Consider the following 22,057-nt stretch of genomic DNA (forward strand, 5'->3'; position numbering starts at 1 on the left):
TCAGTGGAAGACCAGTAGTAGTCCTCTGCACTAGCGGCGCCGGAGAGAATGAAGAGAAAGAGTAAAACGAATATTTGGCGCAAAAAAAACCCCCGTTTCCGGGGGCTGAAGTTAGAGATATTCAGCGCACCGGATACCAGTAACCAGTGCGCTGGCCATGAGAATCCCAGCCAGCGCGGACCAGATCACGACAGATCAAACTTTCTTGATCATTGCCAGAACGATGCTAACGACGACCAGCGCGGCAACGGTAGCAACGACAGCCCCTCCAACGCTGAGCCCAGAGGACTGAGCGGCGGAAATGGCAGCAGTGGCAGCCGAGGCAACGTCATCAGCGGCAGACGACACTTGCGATGCCAGGGCAGCACCGGCGGCACCGAAAACTACTACGGTTTTGCGGAAAGAAGGAACAACTGCGAACTTGCGGATTGCTTGTTTCATGGGTCTAGCCTCTTTTTGCTTTGCGAAGTTGAGAAATGATAATGCCTGCTGCGAAACCGATTGCGAACAACGTTAAAGTGGCTCCAAAGAACTGCAAGAACGTTGACGAATCAAAACCACCGTGAATTACAAGTTCCAACTGAGCTTGTTCATCAGGCGTTAAAACATAAGTGTCCACCCAAGCTTGAGAGGTGCAATTCGTCACTCCGTCAGCAGTTTGGGAAAACTGGCTGCACACCAAAACGGGTTGAGTGGACACTTATTACGCTCCTGCTGCCTTAAGCGGTGTGGCAACAGGGGAAGTAAGCTTCAGGGCTGGACCCTGCAGGGTATAACGTTCTTGTGGCTTGCCGTTGAACAGTTCACATTCGATACGAACCGGCGCATAAACCTCGCTGCCGATAAGAGACCGATAGGCGTTGTGAAGACCTTTCTTATAGTCGTTACCAGCGACCATAATTTTGCGGGTTGTTGTGTGGCTGATACCGTCGCGGTCGGTAGACAGGTCGTCAATAGCTACTACGGCATACGGGTTCTTGCCTTGAACATCTTCGTTCTTAGTAATGACGGCCTGAACGAAACCTTGGAGAAGAATCATGTTTAATGCTCCTTAATGTCGAGGGAGTCGGGAGTCTGTGCCCGGTTTACGAAATGCCCAACTGGGCGGAATACATTGTTTGTCTCGTCGAAACGTGACAAAAGTTCTTCTGGTGGCAGCTTGCTTAACTTGTGCAGCTGCCATAGCTCGTACAAATTCGCACATAACGAGATTAGTGAGATCATGAGCAGCGCTGTGAAGAAGATTAGATTCAGCAAGGGACTCAGCAATGTGCATCTCCACAGCCCAGCGCAGCAGTTGATAGTCGGATTTATTCATTGAAAGAAAACCAAGCCAGCAAATGTGATCGCAAAGACGGGGACGAAAAGAAGAACGTCGAAGAGAGACATTAGAAACCCATCCATTCAGCTACTGAAATAGTGCCAGTCTTGCTTTCGATAAGCTTATTGAGCGGCTCATGCTTTACACCCTGCTCTTTAAGCTCGGCCATATGGCGCAAAGTTTCGTCCACCTCAGCACGAAGTGGAGAAACGGTATTAGCACGGACAATCGCCATTAGTTCGAGCTGACGGCGCTGGACAGCAGACAATCCACGACCAGGCTGAAGAACCTTTTTCATGCCGCCACCAATTGAAGGTGACGGGGAACTACCGCATGACGATAGAAAGCCGGAACAGAGCTTTCAAACTTGCGCTCGATCTCGCGAACGTTACGGATAAAAACAACACCGTGACGAGTTCCGTCATAAGGAAGCTTGATGTCAATACCAATCTGACGAAGACGGGCGCGATGGGTCTTAACGGCTGAAGTCTCAAAATTGAACGACTGTCCAGACTGCCAAAGATGCGCATAACCTGCTGTGGTCATTGCAGCTTTACGGGTGTCAACGATGTTTTTCGCCAAAAGCTCATCAGCGACTGTGAGGAGGTCGAAGTTGTTAATCTCGCACTTTTCACCGAGCATAAGAAAACCCCTGTGGATTTCCACTAATTTAGATTCATCAAACAAGCCCCAAAACTGGAGGCGTTCGCGCTTCAAGAATTCAGACCGGCACTTAATTTCTGACCGGACCATTCCAACAGAACGGCACCAGTCTCGAAGTGCCGTTACATAACCTAATTCTTCGGAGTCTTCACCGAAGGTACGTTTAACGCGGGGAAGCAAATGAGCATCAAGCTCAGCAGCTTTGGCGTAATTACCGGGGTAAACGAGGCGACCGGCCTTTTCGCCACCCTTGGGGGTCCAAACAGTGGTATTGCCGTCTGGATAGAGATAACCAATTGAGTTGCGATAACGCTGAGAAGATATGCCGCGAAGGTAAGCTCGTTCGTTACCCTGCCCTACATAAAAATTGGATGTGAGGTCAAGGCGCTGAAATACAGCTCCGTCAGCAACAGCAGTTCCGTCATCGAGACGTTTAATGGTCTTGCACTTGGTCATAGGTGGCAGACCATACTCAGCGAGCAGCGAGTTAATTACACGCATGCAGTCGTCAAGAGATTTGAGACCAAAAACGTTATCGAGACGGTTAAGTCTGGAAGGATTGCCATCGACTGTGATGCGGCGACCACAAACGTGGATTCGGAAGCTGGTCGAATAGCTGCCTTCAGCAAAAAAAGCGGGAACGCTGGTGGACAAGAGCTCATCGGTGCCGGCATCAAAACGACGCGTGATGACCTCCCCAACCCGGGGGAGATCGTAGTCGTAGTCCTGAAATGCCTTGGTCCAATCGTAGAACATTGGAAATCCTGTCAAGCCCCCAAATAATGTGGAGGATGCTACGATATCTCGCGGAGCCGTGACAAGCGTTATTTGGTGGGACATGCCACCATATGTCGGGCATGTATAGGCATACAGGAGTTAGGGTCAATGAATCACCACAATGCGGCAGAGCTACCAATGAGCATCGGCGAAAACATCAGGCAAAAACGAGAAGCGGTGGGAATGTCCCAGAAAACGCTGGCGGAAGCGATTGAGAGCGGAGAAAACACAGTCGCAGGGTGGGAGAAAGACAAGAACGCACCACCCGGTGACAAAGTGGTGATCATGGCAAGGCTTTTCGGATGCTCGACCGACGAAATACTGTTGGAGAAGCAAGACAGGGACGTATCACCAGAAATGAGGGCTTTGTTCAGGCGCTTCAACGATCTACCGGACGACCTAAAACCGCTCGCAAGGAGCATGGTAGGGGGTCTTTTGGCGAGCATCGAGGAAGAGGCATCGAGGCAGCACGTGGCATAAAAAGTATGCGATTCCATACCAAAGTGGGGGTGTTACAGGCACCCCCACCCAATCAGCTCCAAAACCGCAGGAAGCGCAATGTTCGCAAAATGGATTTTCGTCATGATGATCGAGGGCAAGCCTCAGATCGTCGCTGAGAAGCCCACAGAAGCCCTGTGCCAACAGGCAATGGTGCGGATCTTGGCACTGAAACAGGCTCAAGGTCGAAAGACAGCTGGAGCCTGCTACATCCTCACGACCCAATAGATCAAGGGCCCCTCCGGGGGCAAGCCCTTTGCTTGAGCGGCGGGAGCCTGGACGGTGAAGCACATCCAGGCACCCTTGCGGAGGTTAAAGGGGATTGGGGCTGGTAAAGGGGTCGCTGCGCTCCGGGTCTCCGTTTGACGCGACGGTAGAGCGTGTCACGACAAGCCGGGGACGCGGCCCTTGACCTGAGAAGGATCGAGGGAGGGTTTGGTGGGAAAAGCGCGCTGCAGGGCTGGTAGGGCCTCGCATAATGGACGTTATGGCTAAATCATCCGCGGGGCGCGGAGCGATTTTCCCCGCGGCTGATTCTGGCCGGCGGCCGCAAGTACCATAACGTCACAGAAATTATGCGTAACTGGATATTACTGTGCTGGGGCGGTGTGACGGAGAAACGAATGTGCCGCCTCTTGAATCCACTGTCCCTGGTCTTTCTGCATGCGGCCTGACTAGCGACGTCAACGCTTACCCTCGACTTCGGCGTTTCATCGATTGCCAGGTTCCCGGCCGTATCCATCACGATTACTGTTCGCTGCAACTGCCCACCCTGCAAGGTCTTAGTTTGACTTCACACTGGCACCTGTTAAGCATTGCAACCGCCTGGCACCCGAATGACCGCCGGTGCTCGCATCAATTGAGCGCCGATGTCTAACCGGCGCAGATGACTCGCGCCGCGGACCACATCACAGGCTCAGTCCCTAGGACCTATCACGACGCGGTCCAACATCACGTGCCTGATCACCCGGATTTAAAGAGCGAACCCGCGATACCCAGTCACAACAGGCCCAGCCGTCCCCAGCCAAAAACCAGGACAGCCCACTTAGAAAGCCAACCAAACCACTTAACCTCAGGCAGTCTTAAGCCGAACATCCAAGCTCGATTACGGCCGAGTATTCCCTGAAAGCCCCGTAATACAGGCCCTGCAGCCCATACACGCGAGACTGACAACGCCCGTACAGTCAGCAAAACCGTCGCATTCACGCGCCAGAACTTGTCAAAACTCGCCAAAACCTCGCAAAACCGCACCCCGGTACAGAAACAACCAGCCCAATGACCTGAGATGCCCAAATCAGGCCACAAAAGCCAGAGCCATGCAGGCACCCCGACTAACACACCCCAACCCACAAATGCAATATCCGATAACTGTCAGACCCGGATATTGCATATGCACGTCACCTGCACGATCATGCCGGCACCTTCCGCATTCACAGCCAGCGAATTCCATGCCCGCGCCTTCGTCACCCCATCCGCTGTTCGAAACCTACGCGAAGTTCGGTGAGCTGAACTTCAGTTCCTTAAAGGAAGAGCTTCCGGCGATCCGGGATTATCTGGAGCAATTCCCCGCCGAAACCCAGGCGATCGAAGGCTACCGCGCCGTGCGCAGCTTTCTCAAGTCCTACGCCGGCAACGAATCCACGTTCAATTCCTACCGCACCCACGTCGAGCGTCTGCTGCTGTGGACGCTGCTCAAATCCAGGACACCCCTCCTCGCCATGCGCCGCACCCAGGCTGAAAACTTTATGGAATTCTGCCTGGCGCCCGATCCGGCGTGGGTGGGTCCAGTGGTCAAATCCCGCTTCACCCGCCTCGGTGCACGCAAGAAAACCGCGACGGACACCTACGTGCTCAACCCCGACTGGCGGCCCTTCAGCCAAACCGTCGCCAAGGAAGAACGCAAGCGCGCGCAGGAAGAAAACCGGCCCGCTCTTCAGGACACGTATCGGCTGGCCCAAGGCTCTATCGCGCAGATCTTCGCGGTGTGTGGCAGCTTCTTCCAGCACGCGATCGATGAAGGTTTTTGCGAGCAGAACCCGTTTCGCGCGGTAAAACAAAAGAGCAAATACAAAGAGCGCAACACCGACAACCAGGACACGCGCATCCTGACCTCGCTGCAGTGGGATTTTGTGTTGGAAACCGCCGAGTTGCTGGCGGCCGAGGACGCCAAGTACGAGCGCACGCTGTTCATTGTGGCAACGATATTCTCCATGTACCTCCGCGTTTCCGATCTGGTGGGCCGCGACAACTGGAAGCCCACCATGGGCGATCTGCGTAAGGACGGCGCCGGGAACTGGTGGTATCACGTGGTGGGCAAAGGCAATAAAGCCGGCAAGATCAGCGTGCGTGACGACTATGTCGAGAACTACCTCAAGCGCTGGCGTCTGCACCAGGGCCTGTCACCCCTGCCCGGCTTCCGCGAAAGCACACCGCTGATTGCCACTCAACGGGGACGCGCCGGGTTGTCAGACCGGCATATCCGCGTGCTGCTGCAGGAGGTATTTGATCGCGCGCTGCAGCGCATGCAGGCCGAGCACTGGCCGGACGAAGACGTCGGTCGCCTGCGCGCGGCGTCATTGCACTGGCTGCGCCACACCTCGGCGACCTTCGATGCGCCGCACCGCGACATGAAGGATCTGCAGGTCGATCTGCGCCATAACAGCCTCAGCACGACACAGAACGTCTACTACAACTCCGAGGATGAAAAGCGGGCATATTCGGTCAAGCGTCTGCCCATGAAAGAGCGATCGTGATCGGTCATTCCCTGGGCAGGTGCTGAAGGTCAGCGGTCAGGCTAACTGTTGAGGATTGCCTGATGAATATGCTCCAGCGGCATGATCCGCTGGGCAGCGTTGAGCTTGATGGCCTCCTTGGGCATGCCGAACACCACGCAGCTCGCTTCATCCTGGGCCACGGTGGCGGCGCCGGCGTCGAGCATCTCCTTGAGACCGCGCGCGCCGTCATCGCCCATGCCGGTCATGATGATACCGGTGGCGTTCTTGCCGGCGAACTTGGCCACCGACCGAAACAGCACATCCACTGAAGGTCGATGCCGATTCACCTGCGGGCCGTCAATCACCTGGGCGTGATAATAAGCGCCGCTACGGGTGACCATCAGGTGCTTGCCACCGGGCGCGATCAAGGCCAGTCCTGGGAGGATTCGATCGTTGTTCCGCGCTTCGCGCACCTCGATCGCGCAGATGCTGTTGAGGCGCTCGGCAAACGAGGCGGTGAACTTCTCTGGCATGTGCTGCACGATCACAATGCCCGGACACACCCTCGGCAGCGCCTTGAGCACCGCTTCCAGCGCCTGAGTTCCGCCCGTGGAGGTGCCGATGGCGACGATGCGCTCAGTGGTCTGTGCCATGGCGTGGCCACTGGCGGCAGGCAGGATCGCATCCGCAGTCAACTTACCGGCCGGAATTGGCAAAGGCGCCGGGCTGGCGCTGCGCTTTCCCAGGTTCCTGACGTTGGAGTTGGCGGCAGCGCGTATCGCGGCCACCAGCTCGGCCGCCGATTCAATCAGGAAATTTTTCAACCCGGTCGTGGGTTTGGTGATGATTTCAACTGCGCCTGCCGACAACGCCTGCAGGGAGGTTTCCGCGCCTTTTTGGGTCAGCGAGGAACAGATGACCACCGGCGTCGGCCGCTCGCTCATGATTTTCCTGAGAAAGGTGATCCCGTCCATCCGTGGCATTTCCACGTCCAGCACGATCACGTCGGGCCATTCCCGGGCGAGCTTGTCCATGGCGAAAATCGGGTCGGACGCGGCACCCATGACGTGGATATCCGGCGTGTCGCTGAGAATGGCCATCAGCACCTGACGCACCACGGCCGAGTCATCGACCAGCAGTACGCTGATTTTTTTGGTAGGCATCTTGTTGAAGTGTTCCCATTGGTTGGTGCCGAACCCAGACGTTGCCGTTCCACACGTCGAACATGATCGTGCGGTGACCGGTGCTGCCCATGTCCTGAGCAGTCAGGTGCAGGTGGTAACGCTCGGCCAGGGCCAGCGCCGCGCGAATATTCATACTGGCGACGTCCTGCGTGCGCGGGTCGCGCGGCTGATCGGGAAACATTCTGCCGCCGCCGAACAGCTTGATCTGGTAGTCCTGGACGTGAGTCCCATTGGCGAGGGCGTGTTGAAGCAGCAACTCCAGCGCCTCATCGCCATATCGGCCGTCCAGCGGCTGATCGTGGCGCAGGCGCCCTGGCAGCATGAAGTGACACATGCCGCCGATCAGCCGTTGCGGGTGCCAGAACGTGATCGCCACGCAGGAACCGAGCAGTGTGCGCAAGCGCGTCGGGCGCGTCGCGAAACTGACCTGACCCGGGACCAATACCACTTCGGCGGCGCCGACGGGCATTTTCATGGCTTGCGGTAAATCGATGGCGCCACCAGCTTCAGGGTGTCATTAACACCGTGGAGGCTTTCCGAGTGACTGATGATCAAGTAGCCACCGGGCTTGAGTAGCGGCAGCATGCGTGCGACGACCTGGGCCTTGGTCGGCTGGTCGAAGTAAATCATCACATTGCGCAGGAAGATCACCTCGAATTCACCGAGCGCCGGCAGCGCTTCGTTGAGGTTGACCTGGACAAAATTGACGCGGCTGCGCAGGGTTTTGTCGATCAGGAAGGTCCCCTCTTGGCGCCCGATGCCCTTCAGGCAATACTTGACCAGCAGCGGCTGAGGCAACGTCTCGGCACGGCCCATGGCGTAATGGCCGCTGCGCGCCTTGGCCAGCACTTGAGTACTGATGTCCGAACCCACCACTTCCCAAGGCGTGGTACCCAGGCCTTCCGCCAAGGTCATCGCCAGGCTGTAGGGCTCCTCGCCCGAGGAGCTGGCCGCGCTCCACACCCGAAACACCTTGCCCGGCGCAGCTTTGGGCAGCACCTGCTGACGCAAAAAGTCGAAGTGCTTGGGCTCGCGAAAAAAATAGGTTTCGTTGGTGGTCAGCAAATCCAGGGCAACTTGCAGCTCGCCCTTGCGCTCGTCCTTCATGATCAGCTTGAAATACTCGCCATAACTCTGCAGCTCGTAATGCTTGAGGCGCTTGAACAGACGCCCTGCCACCAGCGCTTTCTTGGCGGGCGACAGGTTGATGCCGGCCGCGCGGTACAGCCAGCTCTGGAATTGACCGAACTCACGGTCATCAATGGAAGCGGTGTCTGCCATGTTCGGGCCTCAACGCGGGTCGAGATCAAGGGACGGTGCCTGACCGGCTTCGGCAAGGCTGGACATTTCATCGATGGACAGCACGTTGTCCACGTCCAGCACAATCACGAACTTGCCATCGACCTTGGCCATGCCGTCAATGAAATCCGATCGAATCCGTGCGCCGAAGCTGGGCGGCGGCTCGATCTGTGTGGCCGGAATCTCCTGCACCGCAGACACGGTGTCGACCAGCAAACCGATGTCCTGCGCCTGTCCCTCCTCGGTGCTCGCCTCAATGATGATGACGCAGGAGCGCCGAGTGATCGCGGAGTTCGCCCGGCCGAAGCGCGCCGACAGATCGACCACCGGCACCACCGCACCGCGCAGGTTGATCACCCCGCGCACGAAGGCGGGCATCATGGGCACCACGGTCAGGCTGCCGTATTCGATAATTTCCTTGATCCCCAGAATGCCGATGGCAAACATTTCGCCGCCGAGCATGAAGGTCAGGTACTGCGCGTCCTCATCCACCGCAACTGCGGTTTGCCGAGTGGTCGTCACTGCGCCCATGTCGTTCTCCGTGTAGGCCCGCATCGATTCGTGTGATCAGAAGCGGGTGAATTCCGATTCGTCCGGGGCACTGGCCATGCTGTACGCGAACGCTTTGCGCGGCGGCTGCGGTTTGACCCGAGGCGGCTGATGGCCCGGCTTGCTGCCGGAGTTGTCCACGCTGTTGCTTTGAGCGGCGGGCCGTGGCGTTGAATCCAGCACGAAGAAACTCATGGCCTGTTGCAGCTGTTCGGCCTGGCTGCTCATCTCTTCGGCGGTGGCGGCCAGCTCCTCGCTGCTTGACGCGTTCTGCTGGGTCACCTGGTTGAGCTGGGTCATCGCCGTGTTGATCTGCGCGACACCGGCGGCCTGCTCTTCGGAGGCCGCGCTGATTTCCTGCACCAGGTCGCTGGTCTTGTTGATGGACGGCACCATCTCACCGAGCAACTTGCCGGCCTTCTCGGCCATGTCCACACTGCTGGAAGACAGCTCGCCGATTTCCTGGGCAGCCACCTGACTGCGTTCGGCCAGTTTGCGCACTTCGGCCGCGACTACCGCGAAACCCTTGCCGTGCTCGCCGGCCCGAGCGGCCTCGATGGCGGCGTTGAGGGCCAGCAGGTTGGTCTGGTAGGCGATGTCATCGATGATGCTGATGCGCTGGGCGATTTTTTTCATCGCCACCACGGTCTGCTGCACCGAATCGCCGCCCTCGGTGGCTTCCTTGGCGGCTTTGCTGGCCATGCCATCGGTCACTTTGGCATTTTCGGTGTTCTGGTTGATGCTGGCGCTCATCTGCTCGATCGAGGCACTGGTTTCCTCGACGCTGGCGGCCTGTTCACTAGTGGCCTGGCTCATCGATTGCGCGGTGGCACTGACCTGCTCGGAGGCGCTGGCCAGGTTGTCGGCGGCGTTACGCACCTCGCCGATGATGTGGCCCAGCTTGCCGACCATGTTGCGCATGGCGTTGAGCACCATGCCGGTTTCATCCTTCGTCCCCGGTGCGATAGGTGCACTGAGATTGCCTTCGGCCAGCTGCTCGGCGGCGATGGCGGCTTGTCTCAGCGGACGCGAAATGATCCGCGCGATAAACACGGCCAGGCCCAAGCCGATCAATAACGCCGCCACCAGCGCCACGATGATCGCAAGGCGCGCGCTTTCATACAGCGCCGAGCCCTTGTCACCGGCAGCCGTTGCGCCGCCGTCATTGAGCTCGACCATTTTTTGCAGGCGGTTGGTCACGTCATCAAAGCGCGTTTTGGACTCGCCCCTCAGCAAGACGCGTGCCCGGTCTTCCTGGTTCTGCCGGGACAGTTCAAGCACCTGATTGCTGGTTGCCAGGTAGGCGGCCCATGCGCTTTTCGCAGCGGCCAGAAGCTGACGATCTTCGTCGTTCGACAGCAACTGCTCATAGGTGCCCACGCGGGTTTCGAACTGCTGGCGGGACTCGGCGGCTTCCCGCTCAGCCTGAGCCTTCTCTTCAGCGACGTCGGTCGTTATGGAGCGGTACTCTTTCAAGCGATAGTTGGCGGCAAAAAAACGCATGCCTGCCGCTGCACGCATGGAAGGCATCCAGTTACCCCGGATGTCCTGGGCCGCCTGGTTCACGGCCCCCAGCTGATGAATGGCAAAGACGCCCATCGCCGCGGTGAGTGCCAGGACCACCAGGAAGGAGCTGATCAACTTGGTGGATATTTTGAGATCGTAAAACCATTTCATCGTGGAGCCTCCAGGGTGTTGCGAATACGTCAGCGGGCGACGACGGTTGGCGAATAAGCCGCCTGAGTCGTGCGGGCTTCCAGTTGTACGATTTGGTTGAGCAAGGCCGGTATGTCGAGGATCAGGGCCACCGCGCCACTGCCCAATATGGTGGAGCCGCTGATGCCGCGCAGTGCGCCAAACAACTTGCCCAACGGTTTGATCACGGTCTGGAACTCACCGAGCAGGTCGTCAACGACCAGCCCGGCCTTGTGCTCGGCGTAGCGGACTACCACCACATTCTGGCGTCGGCCGGCGCTGCCTTCGTGGCTGAAGTGCTCGCGCAGGTCCACCAGCGGCAACACCTCGCCACGCAAATCCAGGTAACCCTGGTCGCGGCTCGACTGGCGCTGGTGTTCGTCCAGTTCGATGCATTCCTGAACCATGTCCAGCGGAATCACGTAGGTGGATGTATCGATGCCGACCAGAAAACCGTTGATGATCGCCAGGGTCAGCGGCAAGCGAATGCGCACCACGGTGCCCTGCCCCGGGCGACTGTCCAGATCGACAGTGCCGCGCAGCAAGGTGATATTGCGCTTGACCACGTCCATGCCGACGCCACGGCCCGACAGATTGGTCACCGCCTCGGCGGTAGAGAAACCCGGTTCGAAGATCAGGTTGTAGATCTCCTGATCAGAGAGCACCGCACCGCTGGCCACCAAACCACGCTCTTGAGCCTTCTCCAGGATCCGTTCGCGGTTGAGTCCGTTGCCGTCGTCGGCGATTTCGATGACGATGCTGCCCGAGTCGTGGTAGGCGTTGAGGCTCAGATGGCCCTTCCCCGCCTTGCCGGCAGCGCGCCGGGCCTCGGCGCTTTCGATGCCGTGGTCCATGGCGTTGCGCAGCAGGTGCATCAACGGGTCGCCGATTTTCTCGACAACGGTCTTGTCCAGTTCGGTTTCTGCACCGCTGATGGTCAACTCGATGTCCTTGCCCAGCTCCTGGCTGATGTCGCGCACCACGCGGCGGAAGCGGTTGAACGTGTCGCCGATGGGGATCATGCGCAGGTGCAGTGCGCCATCAAGAATCTCCTCCACCAGTCCCGATACCGTCGAGGTCGCCTCTTGCAGCGGGTCGTTCTGACAGGAACGTGCCAACAGGCTGGCACCGGCGCTCGCGATCACCAGTTCGCCGACCAGGTTAATCAGCTCGTCAAGCTTGTCCGCATTGACGCGCACGTAGTTGCCGTCCCGGGTTTTCGTCTCACTGGCCGCCGGTAACCGCTGCACCGAAGCCGTCAATGGGCCATGCTCCGCCTGGGCAACCAGTTCGCTGCCGGTGGACACCGCATCGTCTGACGCTTCGTCGATGGCCTCGATGCGCACTTCACAGTCGTCACGCACAAAGTCGAAGACTTCGTTGAGGGTGGCGTGGCTGGCTGTCGAGCGCAGGTCGATCTCGAAACCCAAATAGCAGCTTTCCGGGTCCCAGCTGTCCAGTGCCGGAATAGTGTCGGTGAGGGTCGTGACCTGCGTGATCTGCCCCAAGGTTTCCAGGTAGCGCAGGAACGACAGCGGGTCCATGCCATTGCGAAACACGTCCACACCGAAGCGCAGGGAGATATGCCAGAGCACCTCGGCTGACGTGTCGGCAGAGCCGGTTTCGGTGTTTTGGACGCCGGTGTCGCCGGTACTGTGCGGGGCCTGATAGGTGCTCAACGCCTCGCGCAATGCCGCTTCACGCTCCAGGGCCGCAGGCTGGAGCGTTTCGCCCCGGCTGGCGACGACATTGATCAACTCCAGCATATGATCGCCGCACTTGAGCAGCACCGCGATCAGCCCGGTGTCGACTGCCACACTGCCGTCGCGCAGACGGTCGAGTACGTCCTCGACGATGTGCGTGAAGCTGACGACGGGGTTCAGCCCAAACAGGCCCGCCGACCCCTTGATGGTGTGCGCGGCACGAAAAATCGCGCCGATGGCATCCTGGTCAGCGGGCTCGGTTTCCAACTGCAGCAGGGATTGCTCCATCACCTGCAGCAGTTCGTGCGCCTCGACAATGAATGTCTGCAATGCCTGGTCGAGATTGATGCTCACCTGGACCTTCCTTGTCTATCAATGAACGTGCAATGAACGTGGCTGGGACTGGCGTGGCGGGCCCTGGCTATGAGGCCGCTTTGCGGCACAGCTCAAGGGCCTGCGTGACCGCCACGCTCTGGCCGGTGACGCTTAACGCCGTGCCAGTGCTGTCGGCTTCACGCTGGATGACCGCGAGCAACTGCAGCCCCGCTCCATCCATTTCTGTGACCTGCGAGAGGTCGAGCTTCAGGCGTGGCGCCCCACCCATCCGCGGCAATAGCGCGCCCGCCAGCTCGGCGACGGAGTAGATCGTCAGCTCTCCGTCAATACTGACGCAGGTGCTGTCGTCGAGTGTTTCGATGGTGATCGGCATCGCAGCCTCCCTCGCGCAAGGATTCAGGGCAGGATCAGTTTCGACACCGCTGCCAGCATCTGCGCGGGCTGGAACGGCTTGACCACCCACGCCTTGGCACCCGCCGCCTGGCCCTCGGCCTTCTTCGACTCCTGGGATTCGGTGGTCAGCATGATGATCGGGGTGAACTTGTAGCTGGCCAGCTTCTTGACCTCCTTGACGAAGGTGATGCCGTCCATGTTGGGCATGTTCACGTCGCTGATGATCAGGTGCACTTTCTGCCCGGTGAGCTTGCCCAGCGCATCCTTGCCGTCGCACGCTTCGATCACGTCGTAACCGGCGCTTTTCAAGGCAATGCCTACCACTTGCCGCACGCTGCTGGAGTCGTCGACCACTAATACATTCTTCGCCATGAGGGGCTCCTAAAAGAAGGTGATGTCTTGAGAGTTCTGCTGCACGGGCGTCTCTCCACGATGGGTGCGCCGCTGCTCGTCAGTGGCGTAAGTGGCGTCCATGCGCGCCAGCCACTGGCGGGCATCAATGGACGTCGCCTGATCCGGGGCCTCGTTCGCCTGCCGCAAATGACCATGCAAGTCGTCCATGTTGTCGCGCACGTGGCTGAGGATCTGGCTCACACGGTCCTGGAATTGCAGGTCGACCAGCACCTCGGTCATCTCGTCACCAATGCCCCGGCTTTCCTGCTTGAGCAGGTCAGCGGATTCGGCCAGGCGGCCGGTGATGTTATGAAAACGCTCGAGCACGACTTGAATACTGTTCTCTGACGCGGCCACCGATTGACTGTCCTGATCGGCGCTGCTGGAGGCGGCGTGCACCAATTGGGTGATGCCGTTATTGATGATGTCGACCTTGGCCGACATCTGCTGGCCGGTCTCGCTGGATTTGCTCGACAGGCTGCGCACCGCGTCGGCCACCACGGCAAAGCCGCGACCGGCTTCACCCGCACGGGCCGCTTCAATGGCCGCGTTGAGTGCCAGCAGGTTGGTCTGCGCGGCAATCGCCGCCACGTCGGCGGCCATGGTGCGCAGTTCGCCGGTATACGCGGTGAGGCCGCGCACCTGGGCCAGGGTCTGGTCACGGCTGGTTTGAGCGGCCTTGAGCGAGTTGATCACCTGGCTCAAATCGCTTTCGCTGAGGGACAGCACTTCAAGCGCCCCGTCCGCGGTTTGCCCATCGAGTTCGCCGGCAGCGCGCTGGGAAGCCTGAACCGTTTCCTGCAACCGCGCTGCGATTCCGATGAAGCGATTGGTCAGATTCACAATCGCTTCTTCGGTCTGATACCGAGAGCTTTCCACTTGCCGGGCCCAGATCGGCATGGCGCCCAGCAATACCTCATCGAGTTGTACCCGCGAGGTCATGCCGTTGCTCGCCGCGTCTGCCTCTGACTGATCCGCTTGTGCTCGGGCAGTGGCTCGCAGCACCACGTCACGCTGGGAAGCAGCACTCCAGGCGCCTGCGCCGAGGCCGACGAGAACCAGCGCCGCGCACGCGATGAGGTTAGGGAGAGAGGTTGACTGGAACAGTATCCAGGCGACGGCGGGCACGACCGGAACGAGGGTGAACCCGAGAAAGCGCCGAGAGCGGAGAACGGAAATGGGGCTGGATTGACGCTGGGTCATGGGTTCGATCCTTGAACAATGTTGCGTATGTAACTGACATCACGGTTATCTGCCCAGCGCGTCACAACTTGAGTCACCCCCCCCTGCCTTCCGTCTGGTTTATGACTGTCGCGTGACCGGCTCGGCGACTTCACGGTAATTGATCACCTCATCCGTTGAACCTGCTGCATCTGCCTGACCGCCAGGCCTAGACCAAGGCCGCAGCTTTATCGAGTTCATGGTTGAGCGGTTTGGTTGAGGCCCCTTTTTTCAATTCAGGTGCCTTTGGATTCATATACTGAAATGTGCTCGACAATCGCTGCCAACGCCTCTGCCGGGGAATCAAGTGCGGTGTCTACGGTGAAGGGATCTGTATCCCAAGGCTCATAGTCATGGTTCATAACGGATTGCCAGGCAGGAGGCGTCAGCCCCAGGATATCGACCTGCCGGGTCTCCACCCTGCGCCGATGCTCCGTCATGTCGGAACAGATGACCTGAAGATTCACCAAGGGAGCACCGAAGCGAGCAGATATATCGCGCCACGCTCTCCGGCTCTCCATCACGGGATTTACGCAGTCGACAACCACCGTGCCGCCCAAACCAAGGTTGCTGGCCGCCACCTCGTAGGCGATCTGATAACCCGTGCGACCCACATCCCGCGCGAAATCCGCCGAATCACGAAGGGCTTGTTCAATCGCATCGATGCGCACATAAACGGCACCCAGCGTCGCGGCCAGACCCTTGGCGATGGTCGTCTTGCCGGTGCCGGGCAGACCACTGAAGACGATGAGCATCTGCTACTCCCTATAAGATGTGCTGTTCAAATCAGGCGCATTTAGTCATATAAGGCATGCCAGCGGCGCCAGTGGTGTTCAAGATCAAATAAATCAGACCTTTTGAATACAACATGTTGAGTTGAACTCGCTGCCAAAGCTGCCCCACCCAGGAACTCCACATGACACTGACTGCCTCCGGCCTCATCGATCTCGCCCTCTCCAACCCGATCAACGCCCAACTGGTCGAGCGGCTGCCATCCCTGGGGCTCAACCAGACCCTGCTCACCGCAGGCTGCCTGTTTCAGGCGGTCTGGAATCGGCTATCCGACCGTCCCGCCGAATGGGGCGTGAATGATTACGACGTGTTCTATTTCGATGAGGACCTCTCATGGGAGGCAGAGAACCGCGTCATTGTCGCGGCGCAGGCGCTCTTTGAGGACTTGGACGTCAAAGTGGAGCTGCGCAATCAGGCGCGCGTGCACCTATGGTTCGCAGACCGGTTTGGCACTGACTACCCGCCGCTCCAGTCCGCGAAAGAAGGCATTGACCGCTTCCTCATCTGCTCGACCTGCGTCGGATTGCACATCGACACGGGCGAGCTCTACGCGCCCCATGGCCTGGATGAGCTCGAACCGGGGGTTTTGCGTATGAACCCGAACTTCCCGCAACCGGCGCAGTTCCGCAAAAAGGCGCAGGACTATCAGGCTCGCTGGGACTGGTTGCGCGTTATTGAGTCCGGGCCAGATTCCGGTCTCTAAAACGGTTCTGGTGACCCACGCCAGCGCATTGAATTGACGCCAGACTTGAGTAAAGCAAACCCCTTTAAAAAGGATGGCGTCAAATTACCGACTGCAAAACCGCACCTAAACTCAAGCAAATCCCGAAAGCGTCATATTCCCGACGAAATGCATCTCCGCCGCATTGCCACAAGCCATCACCTCCCCTCAAAATCGCCGCACACCCGCTGTCCCGCGCCGTGATTTGCCAAAAAGGAATGAGAGCAATGAAGAGCATTTTTGTGGTTGTAATGACTATGTGTTCCGGTGGGGAAGGATGTCTGGATGAGAGCCAGCCGACGGCGTATTCGACCCGCGCAGAATGCCTGGAGAGCGTTGCCGTGATGCCGACCAGAAAGGGCATCAAATACCGCTGTTCATCGGTGCCCCAGGTGCTGATTACCCAGCAGCGCCGAGCGACCCAGAATCACCTGGTGACCAACTCCGCCGAAGCGTCTGTCCGCCCTTGAGCGACAACGCCGGGTCAGGGATAGACCCGGCCCGGCGCAGTGCATTTACATAGCCGGCTGACTCAGCCCGCCGCCACCACTGTGATTTCCACCAGCAAATCCGGCGCTGCCAGGCGTGATTCCACGGTAGCCCGCGCGGGTGCGTGCCCCTCCGGCGCCCAGGCGTCCCACACTTCATTCATGCCGGCGAAATTCGCCGCGATGTCCGACAGCCAGACCTGCGCGGTGAGAATCCGTGTTTTATCGAGGCCGGCCTTGGCCAGGTAGTTGTCGATCTTCTCCAGCACTTGCGCGGTCTGCCCTTTGATGTCGAGGGTGCGATCCATTGCGGTCTGGCCGCCGAGGAAGGTAAAGCCGTTGCACTGCACGACACGGCTCATGCGTTGGTTGGTTTCGATGCGATTGATTTCCAGCATGTGAACTCCTGATGGGAGGGAGGGTGTTAAGGGTTTATCGAACGATTAAAGAGGCGCCGCTCGAATATCGAACTGTGGCGTTTTACAACGGGCGTCATCAAACCGGCCGATGTCGAACGCCTCCAGCGAAATGTCCGAATGCTCGCCGAGAATCTGCTGCGCCAGGCGCTTGCCGGTGCCGGGGCCCATCTGAAAACCACTGCCGCAGAAGCCGAAGGAAAAACTGAGATTACTGGCCTTGCGGCTCGCGCCGATCACCGGCAAATCATCCGCGGTAAACGCTTCGACGCCGGCCCAGACGCGATTGACGCCCAGGTGCTTGAGATGGGGAAACAGGTCGGTGACGGTCCTTGCGCTGATGCCGAGCCGCGCCAGATCCACTTCGCCGTGGCGCGCCGGGAAATCCACGCTGCCAATCAGTTTGCCGCCGATCACCACCGTGCCATTGGCGAACTGCTTGAATGACAGCGAGCGACCGGTTGCCCCCAGCACCGGCGCGCAAAACGGCGCGACGCGGTGGGTGACCATCAGCATCAGGCCTTCGGGATGGGCCGGCACCGTCTCGCCGACTTGTTCGGCCAGCTCCCGCGCCCAGGCGCCGGCGGTGATCACCAGATGCCCCGCGCTGTACACCCCGGCGGGCGTGCTGACCTGCCACTCACTGCCGCCTTGCTCGATGCGTTGGGCCGGTGTCATTTCAAGCACCTTCACCCCGAGCTTTTCCGCCGCCAGCCGAAAGCTCGTCACCGTTCTGTAGGGAATGGCGTAGCCGTCATCCTTGACCCAGATGCCGCCCATCACATGCCGGGCAACCGTAGGAATGATCTCGAACACCTGTTGAGCGTCGATCAGCACTTCATGGGTGAAACCCAGGCGCTGCAAGTGTTCGACCCGCCGTCGGCATTCGTCGAGTTCGGCGGCGGTTTCTGCGAGTTTGAGCTGGCCGCTGGGTACGAAGCCGCCGTCATCACCCAGCGTCTGCTTGAGGTCGTGCCAAAGGGCGCGGGACGACAGCGCCAGGGGGATTTCCGCGTCGTGACGGCCGAGGGTGCGCACCCCGCCGGCGTTGACCCCGGACGCATGGCGGCCGCAGTAATCAGCCTCCAGCACTGTGACCTCGACGCCGCGCTGAGCCAGGTGCAACGCAGTGCTCAGACCGTGAATGCCGCCGCCTATCACCAGCACGTCGCTGTGCCTTGCCCGCGCCTCACTCACCGGCCAGCTCTCCCAACGTGATGGGCTTGATCGGCGGGCGAATACGGTAGTAGCCGACTTCCGCCGCCGACACACCGCGCGCTTTGGCGATCACCTCAGTGACGGTCAGCCCGCACATCCGGCCCTGACAAGGCCCCATGCCACAGCGGCCGAAGGATTTGGCCTGATTGGGGCCGGCGCAGCCCAGGGCGACGAATTTGCGCAGGTCCCCCGCCGTGACTTCCTCGCAGCGGCAGACGATGACCTCATCGGCGGGGATGCGGTTCGCTTCCTTCGGCTGATAGAGCGCATCGAGAAACGGCCGAATGCGCAGGTTTAACGCGAGCTTTTCACGCAGCGGCCCTGCCCGTTCATCACGCTGACCTGTATCGAACCTGCCCAGCCGTTGCGCAATGCCCAGCGCCGCCAACTCACCCTGCAGGGCCGCGGCCTGGGCACCGCCGATGCCGGCACCGTCACCGGCGACAAACATCCCCGGCACGTCCAATTCACCCCAGGGGTCGACCACCGGGCTGAAGCACAACTGATCGACGTCCCAGTGATGGCGTGCGCGCAACGACTGACTGAATTGAATGTTCGGGACTACGCCCTGATGCAACAGCACGCAGCGCGCGTCGATCCGCTGAGCCTTCCCGGCCACGGTGAAGGTCAATGCGGTGGCGGCGTCGTCACCCTCGATCGCCAGTTGCTCGGCGCCCGTATGGTGCGGGATGCGTGCGCTGCGCAGGCTGCGCATCAACTCCAGGCCCTTGCGCAGGTACGGCCAGGCGCGCAGCGCCGCGAACAGATGACGCCGCGCCCGCCAGTAATCTTCCGGCCGAGTGGTGTCGACCAAGGCCTTGATCGGCACGCCCGCGCGCAGGTATTGCCAGCCCAGCAGGTACAGCAGCGGGCCACAGCCGGCCAGCACTACCGGCTCGGTCGGCGCGAGACCGGCACTCTTCAGCAGAATCTGCGCGGCGCCCGCGCTCATGACACCGGGCAATGTCCAGCCCGGAATGGGAAACGGCCGCTCCATGGCACCAGTGGCGAGCAACACGGCCTTGGCCTGCAGCGTGTGCAAGCGTCCGTCGCGCAGGTAGCTGACCTGATGATCCCGGCTCACTTGCCAGACCGCCGCGCCTTTTTCATAACGCACCGATGACGACGCCAGGGCCTGGGCCAACACGTTGCCATGGGCGTAATCCGCGCCGAGGATATCCCTTCGCGACAGCGGCGCGAGGGTGATGCCGCGATAAATCTGACCGCCCGGACTGCCCTGCTCGTCGAGCAACACCACCTGCAAACCGAGCCCGGCCAGTGCCACCGCGCCTGCCATGCCGGCGGCACCTGCGCCCACGACGACCACGTCCACCGCGTCGACGACACCGCCAAAAAGATCATTCATGACTGCACCTCGACGGTCTGCACACTGGCGGTTTGCACATTGGCGTTCTGCACATCGCCCGGTTGGAAAATCAGGTCCCGCGCGCCTTCCTGGGAGCGGATGCGCATGCCGTCCGCCGCTTCGACCAGGCAGCTCTGGCGGTTGGGCACGCCGTCGATGTCCACCAGGCACTCGAAGCACACGCCCATCATGCAATACGGCGCCCGAGGCGATTCGCTCACCGGCGTCGCGCGAAAACGGTTGATGCCGGACATCAGCAGTGCCGCTGCCACGCTGATGCCCGCTGGCACCTCGAGGGTTTGATCGTTGAAGCTGAGGCTGACAGTCCGCGTCGACCTGACTTCACTCATGACCGGTTGAAACAGCGGATCAGTGCGCATGGGAAAACACCTTGTCAGTCAGGAAACGCTCGCCGGCGAATGCGCCGAGCTCGTCGGGCATCGTGCCGCCCATCACCCACGGCGCGATGCGCAGGGCATGGGCGGCCGCCAGGGTCACGCCACTGTGGCACGTCACCACGAAGGCGCCCGGGTGACTGGCCGATTGCTGATAAATGGGAAAGCCATCGGGGCTCAGGACGCGCAATGCCGCCCAGGCACGGATCAGCCGCACTTCCCGCAGCAGCGGAAAGGTCGCCACACCTCGCCGGGCGATGGCTTCGAGCACCTGGGTGGAGGTGCTGTCGTCGAAGCCCACCTCCTCCATTGAATCGCCCAACTGCACAGTGCCTTCGTCGGTCTGCCGGACATGGACCGTCGGGTGATCGAGAAACGGCCGCACCCGCTCGCTGACCAGCACCTGGCCGCGGTTCGGCGCCACTGGCGCATGCAGGCCCACTTGGCGGGCCAGCCCCGGATTGCCCAGCCCGGCCGCCAGCACCACCCGAGGCGCGATGAAGCGTTGAGTGCCGGCAGTGACGCAAAACTCACCGGTTGCACCGTCGATGCGATCCACCTGAATGCCGCCGTAAAACCGCGCGCCTTTGGCCTGGGCCGAGGTGTGCAGCGCGCGTAGCAGTTTCAGCGGATTGACGTGACCGTCCTGGGGCGTGTAACTGGCGCCCACCACGGACGGGCCGATCAAGGGCAAGCGCGCCTTGAGGTCGGCGGCGTCGAGCATCTGAAAGGGGTAGTCGCCGAGGGCGTCCTGCAGGGTTTGCAGACGCGATTGCCGCTCGATCAGCTCCTCATCGCTGAAGCACATGTGGAAGCCGCCGGGCTGCCGCAGCTGCACGTCCACCCCGCTGTCGGCCATCAGCGCCCGGGCGAAGTCCGGCCAGCGGCTCGCCGAAGAACGCGTCCAGCGCGAATAGTCCGGCAAATCGTGGCCCTTGCCCTGAACCCAGACCAAACCGAAATTGCCCCGCGAGGCGCGAAACGCATCGTCACCCTGGTCCAGCACCACGGTGTCGGCGCCGCTGCGGGCCAGGCCGTAAGCGACTGCCGTCCCCACCAGCCCGCCGCCGATGACGATCACGTCCGAGTGAATGACGCTCTGTGTGCCCTGGCTCATTTGCCTTCTCCAATCAAGACCCGGTCCAATCCGACCATTCGGTCCAATATCAGCATCAGCAGCAAGGTGCCGACGATCAGCACCGTCGACACCGCCGTGATCAACGGGTCGATGGTCTGGGAAATCTGGTTGTACATCGCCACCGGCAGCGTCGTAGTACCGGGGGTGGCGACGAACACGGTCATGGTCAGTTCGTCGAAGCTCTGGATGAACGCGAGCATCCAGCCGCCGACCACACCGGTGCGAATCCGCGGCAGCACCACCCGGTAGAACGCCGTCCAGCGACTGGCACCGAGGGACAGCGCGGCGTGCTCGATGTCCCGCTCAAGGCCGATGGTCGAGGCCAGCGTCAGGCGCAGCGCATAGGGCAGCACGACAATCACGTGGGTCAGGGTCAGCGCCCAGAACGAGCCGCCGATCTGCGCCAGGGAAAAGAAGCGCAGGAACGCGATGCCGAGCACCACCGAGGGAATCATCAGCGGCGACAGCAGAAACCCGGTTACCGCGCCCCGGCCGGGAAAGTCATAACGGCTGATGGCCAGTGCCGCAGGAATCGCCAGCAGCGCGGCAATGGTCGCCGACGCCAGGCCGAGTTTGATCGACAGCGCGAAGGCGTCGAGCATGTCCTGGTTGTCCGCCAGCGCCCGGAACCAGCGCAGCGACAGGCCCTCGGTGGGCAGCGACAGGTAGCCCTTGCTGGTGAACGCCATGGCCATCACCACCACCAGCGGCGCGACGATGAACGTGACGAACAGGGCATGGAACAGCAGCGAGAAAAATCCGTTCTTGTGCATGGTC

Annotated in this window: 26 protein-coding genes; 5 read left to right on the forward strand and 21 right to left on the reverse strand. The window is 60.3% G+C overall.

Annotated features, from left to right (window positions below; genetic code table 11):
• Positions 1-195: 195 nt before the first annotated feature.
• From QMX88_RS07660 to QMX88_RS07680, 5 genes are all read right to left on the reverse strand, one after another.
• A complete protein-coding gene (locus QMX88_RS07660; protein WP_282367858.1) occupies positions 196-441 on the reverse strand; it encodes a hypothetical protein in 246 nt (81 codons plus the stop codon).
• A 4-nt stretch (positions 442-445) separates the two neighbouring features.
• Entirely contained in the window at positions 446-700 is a 255-nt protein-coding gene (locus QMX88_RS07665; protein WP_282367860.1) for a hypothetical protein, read from the reverse strand.
• 3 nt (positions 701-703) lie between these two features.
• A complete protein-coding gene (locus QMX88_RS07670) occupies positions 704-1,039 on the reverse strand; it encodes a hypothetical protein (RefSeq protein WP_282367862.1) in 336 nt (111 codons plus the stop codon).
• Positions 1,040-1,388: 349 nt separating this feature from the next.
• On the reverse strand, positions 1,389-1,619 hold the full coding sequence (locus QMX88_RS07675; RefSeq protein WP_282367864.1) for a hypothetical protein: 231 nt from the start codon (positions 1,617-1,619) through the stop codon (positions 1,389-1,391).
• Positions 1,616-2,740: a phage/plasmid replication domain-containing protein gene (locus tag QMX88_RS07680; RefSeq protein WP_282367865.1), complete on the reverse strand. Its 1,125-nt coding sequence runs from the start codon at positions 2,738-2,740 to the stop codon at positions 1,616-1,618. Before QMX88_RS07680 ends, QMX88_RS07675 begins: the two co-directional genes overlap by 4 nt.
• A gap of 129 nt (positions 2,741-2,869) precedes the next feature.
• On the opposite strand from QMX88_RS07680, the gene QMX88_RS07685 reads away from it, so the two are divergent.
• From QMX88_RS07685 to QMX88_RS07695, 3 genes are all read left to right on the forward strand, one after another.
• Positions 2,870-3,241 (forward strand): helix-turn-helix domain-containing protein, encoded by a 372-nt coding sequence (locus tag QMX88_RS07685; protein WP_282367867.1) that lies wholly within the window; start codon positions 2,870-2,872, stop codon positions 3,239-3,241.
• 78 nt (positions 3,242-3,319) lie between these two features.
• Positions 3,320-3,487, forward strand: coding sequence for a hypothetical protein (locus QMX88_RS07690; protein ID WP_282367869.1), 168 nt, complete (start codon positions 3,320-3,322; stop codon positions 3,485-3,487).
• A gap of 1,220 nt (positions 3,488-4,707) precedes the next feature.
• Entirely contained in the window at positions 4,708-6,012 is a 1,305-nt protein-coding gene (locus tag QMX88_RS07695; RefSeq protein WP_282367871.1) for a tyrosine-type recombinase/integrase, read from the forward strand.
• 41 nt (positions 6,013-6,053) lie between these two features.
• On the opposite strand, the gene QMX88_RS07700 is transcribed toward QMX88_RS07695, so the two are convergent.
• The 10 genes from QMX88_RS07700 to QMX88_RS07745 all read right to left on the reverse strand — a co-directional run bounded on the left by QMX88_RS07700 (position 6,054) and on the right by QMX88_RS07745 (position 15,501).
• A complete protein-coding gene (locus QMX88_RS07700) occupies positions 6,054-7,136 on the reverse strand; it encodes a protein-glutamate methylesterase/protein-glutamine glutaminase (protein WP_282367873.1) in 1,083 nt (360 codons plus the stop codon).
• Positions 7,099-7,632, reverse strand: a complete 534-nt coding sequence (cheD, locus tag QMX88_RS07705) for a chemoreceptor glutamine deamidase CheD (RefSeq protein WP_192173841.1) — start codon at positions 7,630-7,632, stop codon at positions 7,099-7,101. Before cheD ends, QMX88_RS07700 begins: the two co-directional genes overlap by 38 nt.
• A complete protein-coding gene (locus QMX88_RS07710; protein WP_282367877.1) occupies positions 7,629-8,438 on the reverse strand; it encodes a CheR family methyltransferase in 810 nt (269 codons plus the stop codon). The genes cheD and QMX88_RS07710 overlap by 4 nt, the downstream gene beginning before the upstream one ends.
• A gap of 9 nt (positions 8,439-8,447) precedes the next feature.
• Entirely contained in the window at positions 8,448-8,987 is a 540-nt protein-coding gene (locus tag QMX88_RS07715) for a chemotaxis protein CheW (RefSeq protein WP_282367878.1), read from the reverse strand.
• A 36-nt stretch (positions 8,988-9,023) separates the two neighbouring features.
• Positions 9,024-10,682, reverse strand: coding sequence for a methyl-accepting chemotaxis protein (locus tag QMX88_RS07720; RefSeq protein WP_282367880.1), 1,659 nt, complete (start codon positions 10,680-10,682; stop codon positions 9,024-9,026).
• Between the two features lie 29 nt (positions 10,683-10,711).
• The gene (locus QMX88_RS07725; protein ID WP_282367882.1) at positions 10,712-12,757 is read right to left on the reverse strand and encodes a chemotaxis protein CheA; all 2,046 of its coding nucleotides are present in this window, start codon (positions 12,755-12,757) and stop codon (positions 10,712-10,714) included.
• 67 nt (positions 12,758-12,824) lie between these two features.
• Positions 12,825-13,112 (reverse strand): STAS domain-containing protein, encoded by a 288-nt coding sequence (locus tag QMX88_RS07730; protein ID WP_282367884.1) that lies wholly within the window; start codon positions 13,110-13,112, stop codon positions 12,825-12,827.
• A gap of 23 nt (positions 13,113-13,135) precedes the next feature.
• Entirely contained in the window at positions 13,136-13,504 is a 369-nt protein-coding gene (locus tag QMX88_RS07735; protein ID WP_065990830.1) for a response regulator, read from the reverse strand.
• A 9-nt stretch (positions 13,505-13,513) separates the two neighbouring features.
• Positions 13,514-14,728, reverse strand: a complete 1,215-nt coding sequence (locus tag QMX88_RS07740) for a methyl-accepting chemotaxis protein (protein ID WP_282367896.1) — start codon at positions 14,726-14,728, stop codon at positions 13,514-13,516.
• A gap of 254 nt (positions 14,729-14,982) precedes the next feature.
• Complete coding sequence (locus tag QMX88_RS07745) at positions 14,983-15,501, reverse strand: AAA family ATPase (RefSeq protein WP_282367898.1); 519 nt, start codon at positions 15,499-15,501, stop codon at positions 14,983-14,985.
• 161 nt (positions 15,502-15,662) lie between these two features.
• On the opposite strand from QMX88_RS07745, the gene QMX88_RS07750 reads away from it, so the two are divergent.
• A complete protein-coding gene (locus QMX88_RS07750; protein WP_282367900.1) occupies positions 15,663-16,241 on the forward strand; it encodes a nucleotidyltransferase family protein in 579 nt (192 codons plus the stop codon).
• A gap of 245 nt (positions 16,242-16,486) precedes the next feature.
• Positions 16,487-16,729: a hypothetical protein gene (locus tag QMX88_RS07755; protein ID WP_282367901.1), complete on the forward strand. Its 243-nt coding sequence runs from the start codon at positions 16,487-16,489 to the stop codon at positions 16,727-16,729.
• A 62-nt stretch (positions 16,730-16,791) separates the two neighbouring features.
• Here the strand turns inward: QMX88_RS07755 and QMX88_RS07760 are convergent, their stop codons facing one another.
• Genes QMX88_RS07760 through QMX88_RS07785 form a run of 6 tightly spaced genes read right to left on the reverse strand, consistent with a single transcriptional unit; the run spans position 16,792 to position 22,053 of the window.
• Entirely contained in the window at positions 16,792-17,142 is a 351-nt protein-coding gene (locus QMX88_RS07760) for a RidA family protein (RefSeq protein ID WP_442969439.1), read from the reverse strand.
• Positions 17,143-17,190: 48 nt separating this feature from the next.
• On the reverse strand, positions 17,191-18,330 hold the full coding sequence (locus QMX88_RS07765; protein ID WP_282367905.1) for an NAD(P)/FAD-dependent oxidoreductase: 1,140 nt from the start codon (positions 18,328-18,330) through the stop codon (positions 17,191-17,193).
• 22 nt (positions 18,331-18,352) lie between these two features.
• Positions 18,353-19,747 carry an FAD/NAD(P)-dependent oxidoreductase gene (locus tag QMX88_RS07770; RefSeq protein ID WP_282367907.1) on the reverse strand — a complete coding sequence of 465 codons (1,395 nt, stop codon included), beginning with the start codon at positions 19,745-19,747 and terminating at the stop codon, positions 18,353-18,355.
• Entirely contained in the window at positions 19,744-20,127 is a 384-nt protein-coding gene (locus tag QMX88_RS07775; RefSeq protein WP_282367909.1) for a (2Fe-2S)-binding protein, read from the reverse strand. Before QMX88_RS07775 ends, QMX88_RS07770 begins: the two co-directional genes overlap by 4 nt.
• Positions 20,117-21,259 (reverse strand): NAD(P)/FAD-dependent oxidoreductase, encoded by a 1,143-nt coding sequence (locus QMX88_RS07780; RefSeq protein ID WP_282367911.1) that lies wholly within the window; start codon positions 21,257-21,259, stop codon positions 20,117-20,119. Before QMX88_RS07780 ends, QMX88_RS07775 begins: the two co-directional genes overlap by 11 nt.
• Complete coding sequence (locus QMX88_RS07785) at positions 21,256-22,053, reverse strand: ABC transporter permease (protein WP_192173856.1); 798 nt, start codon at positions 22,051-22,053, stop codon at positions 21,256-21,258. Before QMX88_RS07785 ends, QMX88_RS07780 begins: the two co-directional genes overlap by 4 nt.
• Between the last annotated feature and the right edge of the window lie 4 nt (positions 22,054-22,057).

This window comes from Pseudomonas sp. PS02290 (assembly GCF_029960075.1).
Taxonomy (GTDB): Bacteria; Pseudomonadota; Gammaproteobacteria; order Pseudomonadales; family Pseudomonadaceae; genus Aquipseudomonas.

Excerpts from the sequence above, each read along its gene's own strand:
- QMX88_RS07660 (WP_282367858.1), bottom strand. The coding sequence starts at position 441 with ATGAAACAAGCAATCCGCAAGTTCGCAGTTGTTCCTTCTTTCCGCAAA.
- QMX88_RS07670 (WP_282367862.1), bottom strand. The coding sequence starts at position 1,039 with ATGATTCTTCTCCAAGGTTTCGTTCAGGCCGTCATTACTAAGAACGAA.
- QMX88_RS07675 (WP_282367864.1), bottom strand. The coding sequence starts at position 1,619 with ATGAAAAAGGTTCTTCAGCCTGGTCGTGGATTGTCTGCTGTCCAGCGC.
- QMX88_RS07680 (WP_282367865.1), bottom strand. The coding sequence starts at position 2,740 with ATGTTCTACGATTGGACCAAGGCATTTCAGGACTACGACTACGATCTC.
- QMX88_RS07685 (WP_282367867.1), top strand. The coding sequence starts at position 2,870 with ATGAATCACCACAATGCGGCAGAGCTACCAATGAGCATCGGCGAAAAC.
- QMX88_RS07690 (WP_282367869.1), top strand. The coding sequence starts at position 3,320 with ATGTTCGCAAAATGGATTTTCGTCATGATGATCGAGGGCAAGCCTCAG.
- QMX88_RS07695 (WP_282367871.1), top strand. The coding sequence starts at position 4,708 with ATGCCCGCGCCTTCGTCACCCCATCCGCTGTTCGAAACCTACGCGAAG.
- QMX88_RS07700 (WP_282367873.1), bottom strand. The coding sequence starts at position 7,136 with ATGCCTACCAAAAAAATCAGCGTACTGCTGGTCGATGACTCGGCCGTG.
- cheD (WP_192173841.1), bottom strand. The coding sequence starts at position 7,632 with ATGAAAATGCCCGTCGGCGCCGCCGAAGTGGTATTGGTCCCGGGTCAG.
- QMX88_RS07710 (WP_282367877.1), bottom strand. The coding sequence starts at position 8,438 with ATGGCAGACACCGCTTCCATTGATGACCGTGAGTTCGGTCAATTCCAG.
- QMX88_RS07715 (WP_282367878.1), bottom strand. The coding sequence starts at position 8,987 with ATGGGCGCAGTGACGACCACTCGGCAAACCGCAGTTGCGGTGGATGAG.
- QMX88_RS07720 (WP_282367880.1), bottom strand. The coding sequence starts at position 10,682 with ATGAAATGGTTTTACGATCTCAAAATATCCACCAAGTTGATCAGCTCC.
- QMX88_RS07730 (WP_282367884.1), bottom strand. The coding sequence starts at position 13,112 with ATGCCGATCACCATCGAAACACTCGACGACAGCACCTGCGTCAGTATT.
- QMX88_RS07735 (WP_065990830.1), bottom strand. The coding sequence starts at position 13,504 with ATGGCGAAGAATGTATTAGTGGTCGACGACTCCAGCAGCGTGCGGCAA.
- QMX88_RS07740 (WP_282367896.1), bottom strand. The coding sequence starts at position 14,728 with ATGACCCAGCGTCAATCCAGCCCCATTTCCGTTCTCCGCTCTCGGCGC.
- QMX88_RS07745 (WP_282367898.1), bottom strand. The coding sequence starts at position 15,501 with ATGCTCATCGTCTTCAGTGGTCTGCCCGGCACCGGCAAGACGACCATC.
- QMX88_RS07750 (WP_282367900.1), top strand. The coding sequence starts at position 15,663 with ATGACACTGACTGCCTCCGGCCTCATCGATCTCGCCCTCTCCAACCCG.
- QMX88_RS07755 (WP_282367901.1), top strand. The coding sequence starts at position 16,487 with ATGAAGAGCATTTTTGTGGTTGTAATGACTATGTGTTCCGGTGGGGAA.
- QMX88_RS07770 (WP_282367907.1), bottom strand. The coding sequence starts at position 19,747 with ATGAATGATCTTTTTGGCGGTGTCGTCGACGCGGTGGACGTGGTCGTC.
- QMX88_RS07775 (WP_282367909.1), bottom strand. The coding sequence starts at position 20,127 with ATGCGCACTGATCCGCTGTTTCAACCGGTCATGAGTGAAGTCAGGTCG.
- QMX88_RS07780 (WP_282367911.1), bottom strand. The coding sequence starts at position 21,259 with ATGAGCCAGGGCACACAGAGCGTCATTCACTCGGACGTGATCGTCATC.
- QMX88_RS07785 (WP_192173856.1), bottom strand. The coding sequence starts at position 22,053 with ATGCACAAGAACGGATTTTTCTCGCTGCTGTTCCATGCCCTGTTCGTC.